We start from the raw sequence: 18675 nt of genomic DNA on the forward strand, positions 1-18675 counted from the left end.
GATTACAGGTCCGTCTGGCGGGTCGCCGGCTCGGCTTTTTCAATCGGCGTGAACACGGGTTTCTCCCACGTGCCGGTCACGTGGTAGCGCTTGCGCGCCGCCTGATTCAGGCCACGTCCCAGAATGCTCTGCACAGCCAGACCGGCCGCCGCGCCCACCGGGCCGCCCGCGAGTGCACCCACCACCGGAAGGCTGTTGCCAACGTGCGGCACCACCAGCACTTGCTGGTCGTAATCACGGGCTTTCAATCCCGTGCGGCCGGTAATGGTGATTTCTGCGGCCGGCCCCTTGATGACCAGATTGTTGGTCGAGGCATCGCCATGAGCGAAGCGGAAGTCGCCGTTGATCGCGTCGAACGCGAAGCCCTTGCCAAGCACGTCACCGAAGTCCAGCGACAGGCGACGCGGAAGATCCGCCACCGACACCAGACCAAACAGACGACCCACACCGGGCTGCACTTCAAGAATGCGGCCATTGCTCACGTCCACGCGAAGCGTGCCGTCCATGTTGGCCAGCGCCAGGGCGGAGGGACTGCCGGGCCAGGTGGCATCCAACCGCGCTTCGGTGCGACCACCTTCGAAGATGCCGGCGAAACCCAGCGCATCAAGCATGCGCGCCACGTCTTCGCTGGCGAAGTCCATTTTCAGATGGGTCTGGCTGCGCTCAGCCGTGCCGGTCCAGTCGCCGCCGGCCGTGATCTGCACGTTCTTGGACTGCGCACGCAACTGGTCGATGTGCATGCCCTCGTCCGTGGGCCAGGTTTCCAGACGCGCTTCGCCGAGCTTCGCATTGCCCAGACGCATGTCGGTGATTTGCAGATGCAGGGGCGGCAGGCTGGACGGATTGACGCCCGTCATACTGTTGGGAGCCACGACTGCGGCGCCAGCCGCCTTGTCGTCTGACTTGCCCACGGACGCGGCCGTTGCCGTGGCCTGCGCACCTGCGGCCTTCGCCTTCGCCTTCGTGGTGGCGTCGTCATCTGTCGTGGCCCAGTACAGGCGATCCATGCGCGCCGTGATACCACGACGCTTCATGTCGTCATTGGGAACACTGAGCGAGCCCGCCAGACCATCGCTGTCCACACGCAACTGCAACTGCTGGGGAAAGGGCTTGGCCGTGATGTGCATGCCCGAATAATTCTGCGCGAACACTTCGCCGGTATCGGCGGTGACGTCCAGTCCGGCAAGCCCGGGGCTGTCGCCTTCGGTGCTGGCCGAGCCCACCACGTACTGCACCCAGCCAGACACATCGAGCTTCGACGCATGCCCGCTGACCAGGTAGCCCTTCGCGGGCAGCAGGGTGGGCACGCTGGTGCCGAGATTGAACGCGGCTGCCAGTGGCTGCTTGCTGTCGGGCAAGCGCAGGCGACCGCGCACCACGTCGCCCAGTGCCACATCCAGCCGCGCACCGTCCACCGGCAGGCCCACCTGCACACTCAGCGACGTGGCTACCGAGGGTGCCTTCTTCACCGGCGCGGGCATGGTCAATTCCACGCCACGCAGGTCAGAATCAACGCGTAGCGTCTGCGTGGCGGGCGCATTCCCGACGCCACGCATGATGTCGAAATCCACCGCGAAATTGCCGCGCCCTTTGGCGATATCACTGAGCCATGCCAGGTTGTCGTATCCGGACACCAGTTCGCCCACCGTGAAGGCGCCGCTCAGCGACGCGCCGATGATCTTGTTGGGATCGGTGTTGGCGCCCGCGATCAGCAGGTCCACCTGCGCGGGCTGGCCGCGATAGGTGGCTTTCAGCGGGCCGGCTTTCAGACCCTTGCCATCAAACGTCATCGGGCCGGTGATCTTGTCGATCTTCAGCTTCCACTCGTCGGCCACCAGGTCAGCGTCGCGCAGCGAGGCCTTGCCGTCGAGCGAGAAATCCTTGGCTTCTGCCAGCGGCAGAAGCAACTTGAATGAGAAGTCGCCTGTGCCGCCGAGCTTCATCTTGTTCAGTGTGTCGGCGCTGCCGCTGGCTACCGGGCTTTGCTTGGCGAAATCCAGGAAGCTGCTGCCCGTGCCGGTGCCCGCCACCTGCAAGTCCAGCACGCCGTTGCTGAATTCCGGAATGGCAGCCGTGGCATGAGTGACCGCGTTGCCCACCGAATGCCCTTCGGTGGCTTCGACGAACATGCCGTTGTTGACGAAGCTGGCAACGGCCGTGATGCCTTCGGCGCGCGGCCAGCCGGTACCGTAGTCCAGCACGGTATCGTCAATGACCGCACGTCCTTCAAACCGGCCTTCGTTGTTGTGAAACGGCCAGTCGCGCAGGTTGCCGCGCACGAGCGCGTCGCCACGTTCGATGATGCCCGATACCAGCGCGTGATCCAGCCAGTGCACGGTGCCTTCGGACATCGAATGCATAGGCCAGAACAGCTTCGCGGCGGGCACGTCGCCACGGCCGAGCGCCACATACATGTCGAGGAAGGGACCGCCATCGTTGGCCAGCAACGTCAGTTCACCGCGCGCCTGCCCGTTGAATCCTTCACCCGTGAAGTCCAGCGGATCAACGCCGATGTGCCAGCCATCATCGTCCTGCCATGCCGCCACGTCGCCACTGAGGTTCGACATGACGAACGGCTTGCGGAACACGCCGGTGAAGTCGAGGGTGGTGGCCTGTGCAGGGAGATGCAGCGCCAGCGACTGGCGGTCACCGGTCACTTCGCCATCCAGATGATTGATGCCCGGCAGCTTGCCCGACGCGTCGATTCCCAGTCCGGAAAATTTCGCATGGGCCAGATGCAGGCCCTGTTCTGAATCCCACTCCACGCGCACGTCGTCCAGGTGTCCGCGCGGCTTGCCTTCGCCCAGCCACTGCGCCAGCGAGGGCGACAGCTGCGGCAGCACACCCGCCCACGGCAGCAACGGCGTGAGGTCCAGCGCGCGCGCTACCAGTACACCATGGGTGCGCTCGGCTTCGGTCGACAGAGACAGCGCGAGATCGCCGCCATCGTTGCCTGCCCAATCCACGCGCTGGCCGCTGGCAAAGCGGCGGAAGCTGGCTATGCCGTGCAAGCCTGCGACCGAAACAGTGCGCGCGGGCCCCCGAATGGCGAACTGATCCATATCGATGCGCGATATGGCGCGTACGACATGCGCATCGCGCCAGTCGAGCCAGCCTTCAAAGGTGCCACGGCCGCCCGTCAGTGCGTAATCGTTGACGACGATGTCGCCGGTAAGTGCGGCGAAGTCGATGTCTTTGCCGCTGATGTACACGCGGCCGTCGGAGCCATCTTCAGCGAAGGAACCGGAGGCACGCAGCTCACCGGCCACGTTATTGCGGCGCAGGATCGCACCCAGCCGGATCTTGTTGCCCTGCTTGCTGATGCGAAGCTGATCGGCAATGAGTTCGTACGCCGTGGTATTGGGTGCGGCGGTGATATCCAGTTGAAGATTGCTCAGCCACAGGTCGGCCGAGAGATTGCCAAACGACACCTTCTGCGTATCGCCACCCGCGCCAAATCCATCCACGCTCCAGCGGCCGTCCGCGGCGCGATGAAGCGCCAGACGCAGGCCAGACAGACGCAGGTTGAGCAAATGCCGGGACGGCAGGATCAGCCCGCCAAAATCCAGCTTCAGCGCAGCGCGGGGAAGGTGTAGCGCATCGCCGCCCTCGGCGGGTGCCACGGTCACATCGCGCATGACAAACAGCGGGCCGGAAGGACTCCAGGAGCCTTCCAGCGACGCGAAGGTCACGGGACGATGCAGTTGTTCGCTAAGAAGAGTGGCAACACGCTCGGGATAGCGTGCGGCCAGGGGCAGCAGAAGCTGCCCCAGCGCCATCACCAGGGCGAGCCCGATCAATACGCTTGCCACCAGGCCGATGGCAAAGAAGCGCAGGCGACGCAGGCGATGGCGCCATGGACCCGTCACCGGATCGCGTTCCGGCGGCGTGAGCCGCCGGCATTAAAGAAGAACGACATCAAACTGTTCCTGCGAGTAGTGCTCTTCGGCCTGGAAGCGGATGCTCTTGGCAATGAATTCCTCAAGCTCCGCGACGGCGGCCGATTCTTCTTCAAGGATGCGGCCCACCACTTTGGGGCTGGCCATCACCAACAGCTTCTGGGCATTGAACTGACGTACGGCCCGCGTGATCTCGCGAAAGATCTCATAGATGACGGTTTCGGCCGTTTTCAGCGTGCCGCGACCGCTGCACGCCGGACAGGGCTCGCACAACTGGCGCTCCAGACTTTCGGTAGTGCGCTTGCGGGTCATCTCGACCAGACCCAGGGCCGACATCGGATACACCGTGGTCTTGGCGTGATCCTTTTGCAGGCCCTTCTCCAGCATGCGCAGCACCTGACGCTTGTGCTCATCGTCGATCATGTCGATGAAGTCGATGATGATGATGCCGCCCAAATTGCGCAGCCGAAGCTGACGCGCAGCCGCCTGCGCCGCCTCCAGATTCGTCCGGTAGACGGTTTCCTCCAGATTGCGGCTGCCGAGGTAGCCGCCGGTGTTCACGTCGATGGTGGTCATCGCTTCGGTCTGGTCGACGATCAGGTAACCGCCGGACTTCAGGGGAACTTCCTTGCGCAGCGCGCGCTGGATTTCGTCCTCCACACCGTAGAGATCGAAGATCGGTCGCTCGCCCGCGTAATGCTCAATGCGGTCGGACAGCACCGGCATGAACTTGTGCACGAATTTGACGACTTTCTCGTAGGTTTCCCGTGAATCGACCCGCACTTTCTCAATGCCGTCGTTCAGGGAGTCGCGCAGGCAGCGCAACGGCAGCGAAAGCTCTTCGTACACGCGCTCGCCCACCTTCGCCTTGACGATGTTCTCCTGCACCACCCGCCAGACCTTGCCCAAGTAGGTGACGTCGAAGGCCAGCGATTCTTCCGACTGGCCTTCGGCGTTGGTGCGCACGATGTAGCCCAGCGGGTTCTCGCCGATCAGCGGCGTGATGATGTCCTTCAGGCGCTGCCGCTCGGCGTCTTCCTCAATGCGTACCGACACACCCAGCGTGCGGGCGTGAGGCAGCAGTACGAGGTAGCGCGACGGAATCGACAGATGGCTGGAAAGGCGCGCGCCCTTGCTGCCGATGGGGTCCTTGACCACCTGCACCACAATTTCCTGGCCTTCGTGCACCAGTTCGCTGATGGAGGGGATGGGGCCTGAGGCCGGCTGGCCTTCGGGATGTTCGGCGGTTGGCGGCAACTGCGGACGCACGATGTCGGACGCGTGCAGGAATGCCGCGCGCTCCAGGCCAATTTCAACAAATACGGCCTGCATGCCGGGCATCACCCGTTGCACCCGACCCTTATAGACATTGCCCACATAGCCGCGCTTGGAGGCGCGCTCGACGTGGACTTCCTGCAACATGCCATTTTCAACAACTGCCACCCGCGTCTCTCGCGGCGTGACATTGATCAGAATTTCCTCGCTCACCGGTGTCCTTCCCCTGCAATGTAGGACTTTATAGCCCGTGGCTCGTCGACCTGTCGACGGCGGCGAATGGCGGGAAACGTAGGGTTGGACATAAACGCGCCCGCAGGGTTCCTTAAGGCGCAAAGATCGCCGAACATCGGCGATCAGACCTTCACATCTGGCTCAACGTTGCGATAGCAATTGCGCTGTTTCGAACAGCGGAAGCCCCATCACGCCGGAGAAACTGCCCGAAAGGTGCTCGATGAGCGCGGCCGCCCTGCCCTGAATCGCATAGGCGCCGGCCTTGCCCTGGCACTCGCCCGTCGCGACATACGCGGCAATGGCCTCGTCGGTCAGCGGGGCGAAGCGCACGATGGACTCGGAACGAACGGATGCCTCGCCGCGGGCGTCGACCAACCACACCACCGAGACGACCCGGTGCTCCCGGCCTGCCAGCCGACGCAGCATCGCGTGAGCGTCGGCATCGCTGGCGGGCTTGCCGAAAACCTGGTCATCCAGAATCACTTCGGTGTCGGCGCCAAGTACGCGCGCGCCCTCTTCCGCCGCCACCAGAGCAAAGCCGGCACGGGCCTTGTCGCGGGCCACGCGGGAAACGTACTCCTCGGCACCCTCACTATCAGCGCGGACTTCTTCCACCGACACGTCCAGCGGACGGTGGTCGATGTCTATCTGCTCCAGAAGCTGACGGCGGCGCGGGGACTGCGAAGCGAGATAGAGCATGGGAGAAGTTCTTCAGGCGCGATGGTAAGGATGGCCGGCAAGAAGCGTGGTAGCGCGGTACAGCTGTTCCGCGAGCACCAGGCGCACCAGCATGTGGGGAAGCGTCAGCGGGCCCAGCGACCAGCTCTGATTCGCGCGCGCAATCACGTCCGGCGCATGGCCATCCGGGCCGCCGATCAGAAATGCGATATCGCGGCCCGACATCCGCCACTGGGAAAGCTGCGTGGCCAGATCTTCGCTGGACCATGTGCGCCCGCGTCCGTCCAGGGCAACCACGTGGATGTCGCGGGGCAGCGTCGCAAGAATGGCCGCGCCCTCGTCCAGCGTGGCCCGGGCGTCGTCGCGGCCTTTGCCACGAACGCCGGGCTTGATCTCGGTAAGCTCAAGCGGCAGGTCATGCGACAGCCGCTTGCGGTACTCGGCAAAGCCTTCAGCCACCCAGGCGGGCATGCGCTCGCCGACGGCGATCAGGCGTGCCTTCACGACGCGTCAAACGGCAGAAACGGCTTCGTAGCCGTCATCGCCCACGGTCCACAGGCGCTCAAGGCCATAGAACTCGCGGATACGCGGCAGCATGACGTGAACGATGATGTCGCCCAGGTCGACCAGCACCCACTCAGCTTCGGTCTGGCCTTCCACGCCGTTGGGCATGACGCCGGCTTCCTTGGCGAACTTCACCACTTCGTCGGCGATGGACTTCACGTGACGGGCGGAAGTGCCCGAGGCGATGAAGAGGAAATCCGCGATGGAAGTCTTGCCGCGAACGTCGATCTCGCGAACGTCCTTCGCTTTCAGCTCTTCAAGGGCGTCGATGACCCGCTTGCGCAGGATCTCGTTGATGTCGGCGGATTTCGCCTTGCGTGATGACTTGGAACTCAAGTGCTTTCGTACCTGTAAGCAGCGGCACGGCGCCGCGTTGGGCGCAGTATAGCGCCCGTCAGGGCTTTGCACGTCAATGGGTCGGCTCAGCCCGCGGGGCGATACGGCGCCAGAAGCGTCTCATCTTCAAAGAAGACTGCCGGCAGCAGGTAGCGCGGCTCCCGGCCCGAGGCAAAGGCATCGCGGATGGCGGTGGCGGCGATGTCCAGCGGAGTGATGGCGATATCAATCACGTCTCCGGCCGGCCCGCGCAGGGCATGGGCCCGGCGCCTGGCTACTTCGGTGGCCAGATCCCAGTGCAGCGTGGGCGCTGAACCCGGGCGGGTCAGCACACCAATGTGGGCCAGTTCAAACAGTTCGCGCCAGCGATGCCAGGACGGCAGGTGGGCGAAGGCGTCTGTTCCTACCAGCAGGACGAGCGGTCGGGTCGGGCCGATTTCGGCGCGCAGCGCTGCCAGGGTGTCCACCGTGTACGACGGGCCCTGGCGGTCCAGTTCGCGCGTGTCCAGCCCCAGCCTGTCCTGCCCCGCCAGGGCGGCGCGCAGCAGCGCCACCCGGTGGGCGGCGTCGGCCAGCGGCGCGGGACGGTGCGGCGGCACATGCGCCGGCACCAGACGGACTTCGGCATCCAGCTGCTCAGCCGCCTCCCAGGCGGCCCTCAGGTGGCCGTGGTGAACCGGGTCGAACGTGCCGCCAAGGATGGCGAGGGGACGCGCGGTCATGCCAGGGCGGCCGCCGCGCGTGGTTCGGAAATCAGGGCAATCAGGCGCTCGGCCTCCAGCCACGCATCGCCGGCTTCGCGGCCCTTGGCCATGCGGTCGATCCGCGCGGCACGGGCGAGGCAGGCCATCCAGTGGTCGCGGGGAGCGCGGCGCAGCGCCTTGCGGAACAGTTGCTCGCGGGCGGGCCACAGGCGCTCGGCGCGGGCCTGCGCCGCGAAATCGCGGGCGTTGGCCAGACGCAGCGCCAGTTGCAGCTGATTGACCAGCCAGCCCATCAGGGCGATGAGTTCGTCGCCCTCGGCTTTCAGACCCGCCAGGATGCGCAGCGCGCGGCCGCCATCGCCGGCAAAGGCCGCGTCGGTGAGCTTGAAGGCGTCAAAACGGGCGCTGTCGACCACCAGGCTTTCCAGCGTATCGACATCAATGCGGTGGTCGTCACCGACCAGCACGACCAGCTTGTCCACTTCCTGGGCGGCGGCGAGCAAATTGCCCTCCACGCGTTCGGCAAGCATCGCCACCGCGTCGGGCGACGCCTTGATCCCGCGCGATGCCAGCCGGGCGCCGACCCACTGGCTCCATTCGTGCGGCTTGGGCGCATTGAAAATGACCTGGATGCCCGCCTCGGCAACGGCCTTGCTCCAGGCGGCCTCGTGCTTGTTGCTCCACTCGGTCGCCGTGATCAGCAGCGTGGTGTCCGGCGGCGGTGCCGCGCAGAACTCCGTGATGGCGGCCCCGCCCTCCTTGCCTGCCCGGCCACCGGTCAGACGAAGATCGAGGATGCGCTGGGTAGCGAACAGGGACATGCCGGCCGCTGAGCGCGCCAGGTCGTCCCAGTCAAAACGGGCGTCCGCTTCCAGCACTTCGCGCTCGCTGTACCCCAGGCGGCGGGCCAGCGCACGCAGTGCGTCGGCCGCCTCCAGCACCAGCAATTCCTCGCCAGCCAGCAGATACACCGGCGCGAGGCGATCCCCCGCGAGATGTTTCTGCCATTGAATGGCGTTAAGCGACATGCCGGAACTCAGCTGACATCAATGCGTCGGCGCAGGTACGGGGGCCGGTTCCGGCGCGGGCGTCGGAGCCACGGCCTTGACCGGATGGGCACCTGCGGCCTGCAGACGGAACAGGATCGACTGGACCATGTCACCCACGAGGCTGCGCTGCAGCTCTTCGGTCTGCGTCGCCGAACCGATGGTGTTGGTGGCGTCGTAGCTGAACTCGCGGGACATATCGACAGACTGCTGGGCGACCAGCGGCGTGCCGTCACCGGCCCTGGCGTTGAATTCGACGTGGTAGTGCACGGCGTATTCGGTGACGCGCGCCGTGCCGCTCACCGTCAGCGTGTCGGTGCGGAAGGCCGCGGTGGTCACGACCAGTTCGGCCACATCCACGCCCGGCTTGTCCACCAGCGTGGCGTTCGAGTTTTCCAGCGCCCGGCGCAGATCGCGGTCCAGCGCGCCTCCGCCCGACACGGTCAGATGGATCTTCTCCATGCCGACAGGCAGTGCGGCCGACTGGCGCAGATGAAAGCCGCAACCGGCAAGCAGCGCCACGGTGGCAAGCGTCATCAGGGAACGGATCGAACGGGCGAAGGTCAGGCTCATAGTTATCCTGCGACGATGTTGACGATCTTACCGGGCACGACGATCACCTTGCGCACGGTCTGGCCTTCCAGCAGGCGGGCCACATTGGGCTCTGCCCGCGCCATGGCTTCGGCCTCTTCCTTCGAGGCCGCGGCCGGCACCTCGATGGTAGCGCGAAGTTTGCCATTGACCTGCACGGCGAGGGTCAGCGAGTCGCGGACCAGCGCCGACTGATCCACGGCCGGCCAGCCGGCGTCTTCCACCAGCGTTTCGCCATGGCCCAGCACCTGCCACAGCGCATGGGACACATGCGGGGTGAACGGGTTGATCAGCTTGACGATGGCGGCCAGCGCTTCCTGGCGGACGGCACGGCCCTGCGGGCTGGCATCGTCGAACTTCGCCAGCGCGTTGGACAGTTCCATCAGGGCCGCGATGGCCGTGTTGAACGACTGCCGGCGGCCGACGTCGTCGGTGACCTTCTGAATGGTTTCATGCAACTGGCGACGCAGCGTCTTCTGGCCAGCGTCCAGCGAAGCGACGTCCACCGCCTGGGTCGCCCCGGCCTCCGCGTGCGAGGAAACATCGCGCCACAGGCGCTTGAGGAAGCGCGACATGCCTTCCACGCCAGCCTCGTTCCACTCCAGCGACTGGTCGGGCGGCGCGGCGAACATCGAGAACAGGCGCACGGTGTCGGCGCCGTACTTGCCGATCATCAGCTGCGGGTCCACGCCGTTGTTCTTCGACTTGGACATCTTTTCGACGCCGCCGATTTCCACCGGCTTGCCATCGGAACGCAGCACAGCACCCACGATGCGTGCGCGCTCGTCGCGCTGCACTTCCACGTCGTCGGGGTTGAACCACGTGCTGGAGCCGTCGGCTTCCTTGCGGAAGTACGTGTCGGCAATGACCATGCCCTGGCACAGCAGGTTGGTGGCCGGCTCGTCGCTGCCCACCAGACCTTCGTCACGCAGCAGCTTGTGATAGAAGCGGAAGTACAGCAGGTGCAGGATGGCGTGCTCGATGCCACCGATGTACTGGTCGACCGGCAGCCAGTAGTTGGCGCGCTCGTCCACCTGGGCATTGGCGTCCGGGGAGGTATAGCGGGCGTAGTACCAGCTGGACTCCATGAAGGTGTCGAACGTATCGGTTTCGCGCTCAGCCGCGCCGCCGCACTTCGGGCAGGTGGTCTTGCGCCATTCCGGGTCGGCCTTGATCGGCGACTGCACGCCGGAGAACGCCACGTCTTCGGGCAGCACGACCGGCAGCTGATCTTCCGGCACCGGCACCGCTTCGCAGGTGGGGCAGTAAATCACCGGGATCGGGCAGCCCCAATAGCGCTGGCGGCTGACGCCCCAGTCGCGGATGCGCCAGTTGACCCGGCGCTGGCCACGGCCCATGGACTCCAGCTTGGCCGCGATGGCATCGAATGCCGCGCGGAATTCCAGGCCATCGAATTCGCCCGAATTGAACAGGAAGCCGTGCTCGGTATAAGCACCCGTGTCCTGCACGGCGGCTTCAAACGCCTTGACGACTTCAACGGCCGCATTGGCCTGGTAAGCGTCGGTGCTGCCGCCGCCGAGGGCCAGGTTCACCGGATCGGCGCCGTCACCGGCAGCCAGGTCGCGGCGCAGTTCGGCGATGGCGTCCACCACCGTGCGGTCTACCACCACCATCTTGATGGGCAGCGAATACTTCTGGGCAAACTCCCAGTCGCGCTCGTCGTGACCCGGCACGGCCATGACCGCACCAGTGCCGTAGCCCATCAGCACGAAATTGGCGACCCAGACGGGCACTTTTTCGCCCGTGAGCGGATGGGTAGCTTCCACGCCCGTGAAGTAGCCGCGCTTTTCCTGGGTTTCCAGTTCGGCTTCGGAGACGCCGCCCGCACGGCAGCTTGCAATGAACTCAGCCAGACCCGGATTGGAGGCCGCAGCCTTGATCGCAATGGGGTGCTCGGCAGCCACGGCCACATACGACACACCCATCAGGGTGTCCGGACGGGTGGTGAACACGCTCAGCGGCTCGGCTTCGCCGTCCACGTCAAACTGGATTTCCAGACCCTCGGAACGACCCAGCCAGTTGCGCTGCATGGTCTTCACGGCGTCCGGCCAGCCCGGCAGGGTATCCAGGCCGTCCAGCAATTCCTGCGCATAGGCGGTGATCTTCAGGAACCACTGCGGGATCTCGCGCTTCTCGACCACGGCGCCCGAGCGCCAGCCCTTGCCGTCGATCACCTGCTCGTTGGCCAGCACGGTCTGGTCCACCGGGTCCCAGTTCACCACGCTGTTCTTGCGGTACACCAGGCCCTTCTTCATCAGCCGGGTGAACATCTGCTGTTCCCAGCGGTAGTACTCCGGGCGGCAGGTGGTGACTTCACGGGTCCAGTCGTACGCAAAACCCATGCGCTTGAACTGCTCGCGCATGTGTTCGATGTTCTTGTAGGTCCACTTGGCCGGCGCGGTGTTGTTCTTGATCGCGGCGTTCTCGGCGGGCAGGCCGAAGGCGTCCCAGCCCATGGGCTGCAACACGTTCTTGCCCTGCTGGCGCTGGAAGCGGCTGATCACGTCGCCAATCGTGTAATTGCGCACGTGGCCCATGTGGAGCGCCCCGGAAGGGTATGGAAGCATCGACAGGCAGTAGTACTTCGGCCGGGTCGAGTCCTCGCGCACTTCGAACGCGCGGGTTTCATTCCAATAGCGCTGGGCGGCGGCTTCAACCGCCGACGGAACGTATCCGCCCTGCGCGCCCTGATCTTGGGTGTCCTGCATGATTATCCGTACCGGTAGCTGCGATGCCGCGTGGGATTCCCGCGGTTTGCGGGACGCGGCGGTCAAGCAGGGCAGACTATCGCACGGGAGGGGGGCGGGCCAAGAGCGCAGGTGCGGGTTTGGGCCGCCTGAAAGCCGATCGGGCCACTCCACCGCGTGGTGAAGATCGCTTTCACGCCCGATAGTGTCTTCTGCCCCGCCCACCCGGAGCCCTTCGTCCGTTAACCTCGGGGGCACCCCCAAGGCAACGAGGAACCCGCATGGCCGCCTTCAAGACCTTCGGACGCCCCGTGCTGGCCTGGCTCACGGTGGCGCTGTTCCTGATCTTCGGATCGGACTGGATGGCCCACCTCAACCAGCACACGCTCGGCATCGGGTTGTTTGCCTGGTTGTTCGTGATGATTGTCTGGACCGCCTTCGGCGTAGTGCATGAAGCCGAGGAACTGGCGATCCGGCTCGGTGAACCCTTCGGCACCCTGATTCTCACCCTGTCCATCGTCATCATCGAGGTGGCGCTGATCTCCGCCGTGATGCTTGGCGGGGCAGACACGGCGACGCTGGCCCGCGACACGATGTTTGCGGTGCTGATGATCGTGCTGAACGGTGTGGTGGGCCTGGGCCTGCTGATCGGCGGCATTCGCCACCACGAGCAGACCTATAACCTGCAAGGTGCCTCCGCCTATCTGGCCGTAATCATTCCACTGGCCACCATCGCGCTGGTGCTGCCCAACTTCACCACCTCCACCAGCGATGGCTCGCTTACCTCCGTGCAGGCCGTGTCGTTCTCGCTGCTGACCATGGCGCTGTACGGGCTGTTTCTCTGGTTGCAGACCGGCCGGCACAAGGGCTACTTCGTGTCGCCGAAATCGACCGCGCCGAACGAAGCCGAACCGCCCCCGCCCGCGCAACCCAAAATGCCGGCCAGCGAACTGATGCGTCGCATCGCCTTGCTGCTGGTGTACCTGCTGCCCATCGTCATCCTGTCCAAGAGTCTGGCCAAGGTGCTCGATTACGGCATCGACGCCACGGGCGCACCGCCTGCACTCGGCGGCATCATCATCGCCATGCTGGTGTTCACGCCAGAAGGCATTTCCGCGCTGATTTCGATCCGCGGCGACCAACTCACGCGCGCCATCAACCTGTGCCTGGGCGCGGCCGCATCCACCGTGGGACTGACCGTGCCCGCCGTACTCGCCATCGGACTGTTCACCGGCCAGAGCGTGGTGCTCGGCCTGCCCCCGGCAAGCATCGTGCTGCTCGCCGCCACACTGATCCTGAGTGCCCTCACCTTCTCCGGGTGGCGCACCACGATGCTGGAAGGCGCTGTGCACCTGTCGATGTTCGTGGTGTTTCTGGTGCTGACATTCAGTCCATAACGACGTCCCTGGCCCGGCAGCGGGCTGACCTGCGCGAAACCAAATACAGCACCGATCACGCCAACGCGCGAAGCTGAATGTCTCGCGCTGCATCTCCATGCACTTTCAAGGATATTGGCGCCGACACGCGAACTGCCTACAGGGCAATTTTCACCCAGTAAACTGTAGATCGCTCGCAAACAGCTCCCGCAAATACAAGGAAGGAAACGCCATGGGCTACGACGTTCATATCACCCGCAAGGCGGAATGGTTCGATGAACATGGACCGAGCATCTCGATGGACGAGTGGAAGGCATACATCGCGTCTGATCCTGACATGCGCCTGGATGGGTTCGCCGAAGCCGTCCTCAGTAATGGAAGCGTTCTGCGGGTCCGGGACGAGGGACTAGCTGTCTGGACCGCCTATTCCGTCACCGAGAACACTGCATGGATCGGAACAGGCTGTGGCGAAATAGTCGTGAAGAACCCCGACGTAGAAATCCTGCGCAAGATGTTCGACATCGCCCAGGCCCTTGGCGCACGAGTCATTGGTGACGAGGGCGAGGAGTATGGAGCGGATGGAACCGTCGTCGAGTGGAACGATTGAGAGTCGTGCTCGCGAACATCCCCTGAAACAGGCGGACGCGACATAAGAACGCCACGCCAGCCCTCGCCACGCCTTGTTACGCCCTTATAAGGGCCCAGTGCTCTTCGACACGGCGCTGGCATGCAGCATGGCCTCCGCAGCTGGCGACGTCAGCTTCCTTCTCGGTGTGCTGGTCGTGGCGCGGGTAGTTGTACTTCGTGCCGTCCAGAGCGGCAGATCAGAGCGGCAAGGTCACGTGCAACGACTGAATGCCAACCTCAATGCGGCGCCGATGTCAGCGGGCGAGCTATCGAATGGCAACACGACGTGATCATCATCTGATATGCCCTCACCGCTCCACGCTTCCAACTTCACGTGATGATTGGGTAGTATTTTTATTATTCCGCAATCCATCGAAATACTGCAATTCTTCATGTTTCTGAATAGCGATTTCTTTGATCGGTATCCATAGCGTGACAACAACGCTGATATCCAATCGCCATATCTTTTCATGACATTTTCAAGGTTGAAGAACATCTCATACTCGTCAGGCGTGAGCGTTCTGCTTCGATTTAGTGAGGTGACAATTGCGCTCCCCAGCATCCCTTCATCAACTTCAAGGGGTAGCAAGAATTGGGCACCCTCTGAATCACGCCCGCATCGACCCAGTCCAGAGAATGTTTCCACGCAATAGAAATCACCGTTAAATAACGCCCTTGCCCATCGCGTTGTCATAGCGTCGTCCTCAGTTACCAGACGGGACATCGGAACCGTCACGTGCAACGACTGAATGCCAACCTCAATGCGGCGCCGATGTCAGCGGGCGAGCTATCGAATGGCAGCACGACGTGATCATCTTTGGATATGCCGTCGCCGCTCCATGCTTCAAGTTTCTCGTGATGACTCGGCCTGATGGTAATCAGGCCATCATGGAGTGTAATACTGCAACTTTTCATGCTCCGAAATAGTAATTTTCTGGATTTATAATTAAATTTATCCGTAAATCCCGACACCCAGGCCTCATATCTTTCCGATAGCGCCTTCAGATTGAAAAATTCGCCATATTCTTCAAGCGTAAGAGTCCGACTAGCCTCAAGCGCGCTCACGATTGCAGTACCGAGACTTTGATCATCTGTATCGGGATTCATTATGAGATGGATTCCGAGAGCATCCAGACCGCAACGCCCAAGCCCAGAAGACGTGTCGACACCAATAAAGTCGCCATTATTCACGGCACTAGCCCATCGGGCATTCATTCGGATCTCCTAATTACTCACAGGCGTAACAATTACGCGAACGCCATTAGCCTCGCTATATCTCACGGCTTGCTGAGGCCGCATCCACTGACCAGCGCTCGTAGCCTCTGGAACGGCGACCCCAACGTGCTCGGGCCCAAAGTCTCGCTACGCCGTTTTCTTAATATCCTCGATCAACGAAAGAAAATCTAACTCGCTGAGCTCAAATTCCTCCCCCTCTTCCATTGCTATAAGCATGAGCAATATACGATCCATGGATTCGGTAAGCTCCAGTCCATGGGTTTGGTAGATTTCGAACGCAACTTTTGAAACATTGGCAACATCGAATCCGCCATCTGCTGCATTCGCCAGATCTGCTGCTAATTCAACCTTTGAATAAATTACTTCCAACCCCTCAGCGCCGTGCCCGTAGGCGGATAATGCTGTGCCCTCACAGGTTGTCCGTTGATACTTTTTGGACGAACGCGAATGACACTCCCAGAGTGATCGTAGCTTTCCATCCACTGTCTGACCGCCCCTATAGAGGGGTCGCACTGCGTCACAAATGACGCGTCACGTGCAACGACTGAATGCCAGTCTCAATGCGGCGCCGATGTCAGCGGGCGAGCTATCGAATGGCAGCACGACGTAGTCATCTTTGGATATGCCGTCACCGCTCCATGCTTCAAGTTTCTCGTGGTGACTGGGACAAAAGAGGATGCTGCTGTCATCCACCGCAATGCTGCAACTTCGCATATTCCTAAAAAGCGCCTTTCTGGTTCGGTATCCGAACTGCTGCATCAACGAGTTTACCCAAAGGGTATAACTCGCCTTTCTTTTCTCCCAATTGAAATAGCCAGAATATTCATCAAGAGTAATTTCCCTACTCGCTGCTAATGCACGAATCACCGCGCAGCCAAGATTCTCATTATTTTCGCCCGCTCCAAGGATCTCGCTCACGCCCTCGGTGTCGCGACCAAGAAGGCCGTTTCCAGAGTAAGTATCTATACATATAAAATCGCCATTATCTACAGCTCCTGCCCACTGAGTTTCCATCTGGCTCTCGTTAGTTACTCACCTGATTAACATTGCACGCATCGGCATAGACTTTCGCTACTGCATCGTCCGCGATCTTCAGTTCGGCCTGCGCGCTGCCCCAACGACCGGCTGTCGCCATGGCCATCGTGTCGAAACCAAACTGCCCCGCTGCGGACACCTGTTCGGGTGTGCCGCCAAACGCTGCCGTGACGGCGGCGGGGCCGCCAAAGAGCGGGGCGAGCATGCCCATTTCCAGGCGGCTCTTGTCGTAGGCGGTCAGGCCACCGACGAGCCCGGAATACATGGGCTCACCATCGTTTTGCGTGACCAGTCCCAGGGCGATGCCCGCGCCGGGACCGTTGGCGCCGAGGACTCCGCCCATACCTTGCGCCAACAACTCGTCGTACTTCGGCGTGCCCGGCTTCGTATCCAGCAACTGCTGGTAGATCGCCGGGTCCATCGTGTCTTTGAGTGCCGGAGACTCATCGACCGCACTATCGGTAAAGTATTTAACGCGCACCACTCATGGAGACATTCCTATTTTCGAGAAAGAATCTCTCCACATGATCCGCATCGCTTTCGACAAGTCCACGATAGTGCTCATAATCGTCAACAAGAGACCGATATCCGATAATGCAAGTTATATTGAATGAGGCGAATAAAGAATGATACTGGCCATTATTCTTGGTGGAGCAAACACCCCACTCATTACAAATACCACTATCCGTTATCTCGAACAAACTCGATGGCGCCCAGAATGGTGACGACTCTTCGGGCACAACCAGGAAATCCATGCGCCCGCAGATAAATAGCAGGCCATAAACACGATATTCCGAGCCAACCTTCAGCGGCGCATAACTAGTCTGATCCACCTCCCGAAGATAACGCTCACTCCGAGGAATCGCGCTACCCATGCTATATCTGCATATAGCCTTCATGTTGCTACCCTTTGAATTTGAGGTCGTCACCGATGCCGTCGGTGGTGGAACCCTCATATCTGTCGAATGAGCGGTCGGGGAAGACCATTGGCCTCTCATACCTCACGACTTGCTGAATCTGACCAGGCCGTTGCCGACGGGCGCGACGACGCACTCACCCGTTAGCTGCGCAACCAGAAGCCCGGCGACACTAGCCTCCTTCGCCGCCTTGTCATGGCGCAGGTAGTTGTACTTCGTGTCGCCCAGCGCGACAGATTAGAGCGGCGCCGTCACGTGCAACGACTGAATGCCAGTCTCAATGCGGCGCCGATGTCAGCGGACGAGCTATCGAATGACAACACGAGGCGATCATCCTTGGATATACCGTGACCGCTCCATGCTTCAAGTTTCTCGTGGTGACTCGGCCTGATGGTAATCAGGCCGTCATGGAGAGAAATATGGCATCTTTTCATGTTCCGAAATAGTAATTTTCTGGATTTATAATTAAATCTCTCCATAAATTCCGACACCCGAGCCTCATACCTCTCCGACGCCGTCTTCAGATTAAAAAATTCGCCATATTCTTCAAGCGTAAGAGTCCGACTAGCCTCAAGCGCGCTCACGATTGCAGTACCGAGACTTTGATCATCTGTATCGGGATTCATTATGAGATGGATTCCGAGAGCATCCAGACCGCAACGCCCAAGCCCTGAATAGGTGTCAACGCCAATAAAGTCGCCATTATTCACGGCACTAGCCCATCGGGTATTCATTCGCTTCTCCCAATTACTCACAGGCGTAGCAATTCGGCGAAGACCATTGGCTTCGCATACCTCACGGCTTGCTGAATCTGACTAGGCCGTTGCCCACGGGCGCGACGACGCACTTACCCGTTAGCTGTGCAACCAGAGGCCCGGCGACACTAGCCTCCTTCGCCGCCGTCTTGTCATGGCGCAGGTAGTTGTACTTCGTGCCGCCCAGCGCGACAGATTAGAGCGGAACCGTCACGTGCAACGACTGAATGCCAGTCTCAAAGCGGCGCCGATGTCAGCGGGCGAGCTATCGAATGGCAACACGACGTGATCATCCTTGGATATACCGTGACCGCTCCATGCTTCAAGTTTCTCGTGATGACTCGGCCTGATGGTAATCAGGCCGTCATGGAGAGAAATATGGCAACTTTTCATGTTCCGAAATAGTAATTTTCTGGATTTATAATTAAATTTATCCATAAATCCCGACACCCACGCCTCATACCTTTCCGATAGCGCCTTCAGATTGAAAAATTCGCCACATTCTTCAAGCGTAAGAGTCCGACTAGCATCAAGTGCGCTCACGAGTGCAGTACCAAGACTTTGATCATCTGTATCGGGATTCATTATGAGATGGATTCCGAGATCATCCAGACCGCAATTCCCAAGCCCAGAAGACGTGTCGACACCAATAAAGTCACCATTATCCACAGCACTGGCCCATCGGGTATTCATT

At 61.6% G+C, this 18675-nt stretch carries 18 protein-coding genes; 3 read left to right on the forward strand and 15 right to left on the reverse strand.

Translation table 11 applies throughout. From position 1 onward, the window contains the following. Positions 1-2 precede the first annotated feature (2 nt). The 9 genes from FHW69_RS00645 to leuS form a co-directional block, all read right to left on the reverse strand. Entirely contained in the window at positions 3-3869 is a 3867-nt protein-coding gene (locus FHW69_RS00645; RefSeq protein WP_183421071.1) for a YhdP family protein, read from the reverse strand. Between the two features lie 33 nt (positions 3870-3902). Then, positions 3903-5387, reverse strand: coding sequence for a ribonuclease G (rng, locus tag FHW69_RS00650; RefSeq protein WP_183421072.1), 1485 nt, complete (start codon positions 5385-5387; stop codon positions 3903-3905). 162 nt (positions 5388-5549) lie between these two features. Beyond that, on the reverse strand, positions 5550-6107 hold the full coding sequence (locus FHW69_RS00655) for a Maf family protein (protein ID WP_183421073.1): 558 nt from the start codon (positions 6105-6107) through the stop codon (positions 5550-5552). Positions 6108-6119: 12 nt separating this feature from the next. After that, on the reverse strand, positions 6120-6590 hold the full coding sequence (gene rlmH / locus FHW69_RS00660; RefSeq protein WP_183421074.1) for a 23S rRNA (pseudouridine(1915)-N(3))-methyltransferase RlmH: 471 nt from the start codon (positions 6588-6590) through the stop codon (positions 6120-6122). Positions 6591-6596: 6 nt separating this feature from the next. Continuing rightward, the gene (rsfS, locus tag FHW69_RS00665; protein WP_183422215.1) at positions 6597-6947 is read right to left on the reverse strand and encodes a ribosome silencing factor; all 351 of its coding nucleotides are present in this window, start codon (positions 6945-6947) and stop codon (positions 6597-6599) included. Between the two features lie 125 nt (positions 6948-7072). Continuing rightward, a complete protein-coding gene (nadD, locus tag FHW69_RS00670) occupies positions 7073-7708 on the reverse strand; it encodes a nicotinate-nucleotide adenylyltransferase (RefSeq protein ID WP_183421075.1) in 636 nt (211 codons plus the stop codon). Further along, positions 7705-8718 carry a DNA polymerase III subunit delta gene (gene holA, locus FHW69_RS00675; RefSeq protein ID WP_183421076.1) on the reverse strand — a complete coding sequence of 338 codons (1014 nt, stop codon included), beginning with the start codon at positions 8716-8718 and terminating at the stop codon, positions 7705-7707. Before holA ends, nadD begins: the two co-directional genes overlap by 4 nt. Positions 8719-8736: 18 nt before the next feature. Next, positions 8737-9309, reverse strand: a complete 573-nt coding sequence (gene lptE, locus FHW69_RS00680; protein ID WP_183421077.1) for an LPS assembly lipoprotein LptE — start codon at positions 9307-9309, stop codon at positions 8737-8739. Between the two features lie 2 nt (positions 9310-9311). Further along, positions 9312-12056, reverse strand: a complete 2745-nt coding sequence (leuS, locus tag FHW69_RS00685) for a leucine--tRNA ligase (protein WP_183421078.1) — start codon at positions 12054-12056, stop codon at positions 9312-9314. Positions 12057-12316: 260 nt separating this feature from the next. Between leuS and FHW69_RS00690 the strand changes: the two genes are divergently transcribed. The 3 genes from FHW69_RS00690 to FHW69_RS00700 all read left to right on the forward strand — a co-directional run bounded on the left by FHW69_RS00690 (position 12317) and on the right by FHW69_RS00700 (position 14328). Continuing rightward, on the forward strand, positions 12317-13432 hold the full coding sequence (locus FHW69_RS00690) for a calcium:proton antiporter (protein ID WP_183421079.1): 1116 nt from the start codon (positions 12317-12319) through the stop codon (positions 13430-13432). Positions 13433-13643: 211 nt separating this feature from the next. Then, positions 13644-14018, forward strand: a complete 375-nt coding sequence (locus FHW69_RS00695) for a hypothetical protein (protein ID WP_183421080.1) — start codon at positions 13644-13646, stop codon at positions 14016-14018. A 127-nt stretch (positions 14019-14145) separates the two neighbouring features. Beyond that, a complete protein-coding gene (locus FHW69_RS00700) occupies positions 14146-14328 on the forward strand; it encodes a hypothetical protein (protein ID WP_183422316.1) in 183 nt (60 codons plus the stop codon). A gap of 442 nt (positions 14329-14770) precedes the next feature. On the opposite strand, the gene FHW69_RS00710 is transcribed toward FHW69_RS00700, so the two are convergent. From FHW69_RS00710 to FHW69_RS00735, 6 genes are all read right to left on the reverse strand, one after another. Then, positions 14771-15253: a contact-dependent growth inhibition system immunity protein gene (locus FHW69_RS00710; protein WP_183421082.1), complete on the reverse strand. Its 483-nt coding sequence runs from the start codon at positions 15251-15253 to the stop codon at positions 14771-14773. A gap of 147 nt (positions 15254-15400) precedes the next feature. Continuing rightward, on the reverse strand, positions 15401-15643 hold the full coding sequence (locus FHW69_RS00715) for a hypothetical protein (RefSeq protein ID WP_183421083.1): 243 nt from the start codon (positions 15641-15643) through the stop codon (positions 15401-15403). A 162-nt stretch (positions 15644-15805) separates the two neighbouring features. Beyond that, on the reverse strand, positions 15806-16288 hold the full coding sequence (locus FHW69_RS00720) for a contact-dependent growth inhibition system immunity protein (protein ID WP_183421084.1): 483 nt from the start codon (positions 16286-16288) through the stop codon (positions 15806-15808). Positions 16289-16298: 10 nt separating this feature from the next. Next, a complete protein-coding gene (locus FHW69_RS00725) occupies positions 16299-16790 on the reverse strand; it encodes a hypothetical protein (protein ID WP_183421085.1) in 492 nt (163 codons plus the stop codon). A 687-nt stretch (positions 16791-17477) separates the two neighbouring features. Further along, on the reverse strand, positions 17478-17960 hold the full coding sequence (locus FHW69_RS00730; RefSeq protein WP_183421086.1) for a contact-dependent growth inhibition system immunity protein: 483 nt from the start codon (positions 17958-17960) through the stop codon (positions 17478-17480). Positions 17961-18191: 231 nt separating this feature from the next. Beyond that, positions 18192-18674 (reverse strand): contact-dependent growth inhibition system immunity protein, encoded by a 483-nt coding sequence (locus FHW69_RS00735; RefSeq protein ID WP_183421087.1) that lies wholly within the window; start codon positions 18672-18674, stop codon positions 18192-18194. Between the last annotated feature and the right edge of the window lies 1 nt (position 18675).

Origin of the sequence: Luteibacter sp. Sphag1AF (assembly GCF_014192715.1) — a bacterium.
Lineage (GTDB): Bacteria > Pseudomonadota > Gammaproteobacteria > Xanthomonadales > Rhodanobacteraceae > Luteibacter.

What these genes read in the sequence shown, in the direction of transcription:
- FHW69_RS00735 (WP_183421087.1), bottom strand. Translation starts at nt 18,674, where the DNA reads ATGAATACCCGATGGGCCAGTGCTGTGGATAATGGTGACTTTATTGGT.
- FHW69_RS00700 (WP_183422316.1), top strand. Translation starts at nt 14,146, where the DNA reads ATGGCCTCCGCAGCTGGCGACGTCAGCTTCCTTCTCGGTGTGCTGGTC.
- FHW69_RS00655 (WP_183421073.1), bottom strand. Translation starts at nt 6,107, where the DNA reads ATGCTCTATCTCGCTTCGCAGTCCCCGCGCCGCCGTCAGCTTCTGGAG.
- FHW69_RS00730 (WP_183421086.1), bottom strand. Translation starts at nt 17,960, where the DNA reads ATGAATACCCGATGGGCTAGTGCCGTGAATAATGGCGACTTTATTGGC.
- FHW69_RS00720 (WP_183421084.1), bottom strand. Translation starts at nt 16,288, where the DNA reads ATGGAAACTCAGTGGGCAGGAGCTGTAGATAATGGCGATTTTATATGT.
- FHW69_RS00710 (WP_183421082.1), bottom strand. Translation starts at nt 15,253, where the DNA reads ATGAATGCCCGATGGGCTAGTGCCGTGAATAATGGCGACTTTATTGGT.
- holA (WP_183421076.1), bottom strand. Translation starts at nt 8,718, where the DNA reads ATGTCGCTTAACGCCATTCAATGGCAGAAACATCTCGCGGGGGATCGC.
- nadD (WP_183421075.1), bottom strand. Translation starts at nt 7,708, where the DNA reads ATGACCGCGCGTCCCCTCGCCATCCTTGGCGGCACGTTCGACCCGGTT.
- leuS (WP_183421078.1), bottom strand. Translation starts at nt 12,056, where the DNA reads ATGCAGGACACCCAAGATCAGGGCGCGCAGGGCGGATACGTTCCGTCG.
- lptE (WP_183421077.1), bottom strand. Translation starts at nt 9,309, where the DNA reads ATGAGCCTGACCTTCGCCCGTTCGATCCGTTCCCTGATGACGCTTGCC.
- FHW69_RS00695 (WP_183421080.1), top strand. Translation starts at nt 13,644, where the DNA reads ATGGGCTACGACGTTCATATCACCCGCAAGGCGGAATGGTTCGATGAA.
- FHW69_RS00690 (WP_183421079.1), top strand. Translation starts at nt 12,317, where the DNA reads ATGGCCGCCTTCAAGACCTTCGGACGCCCCGTGCTGGCCTGGCTCACG.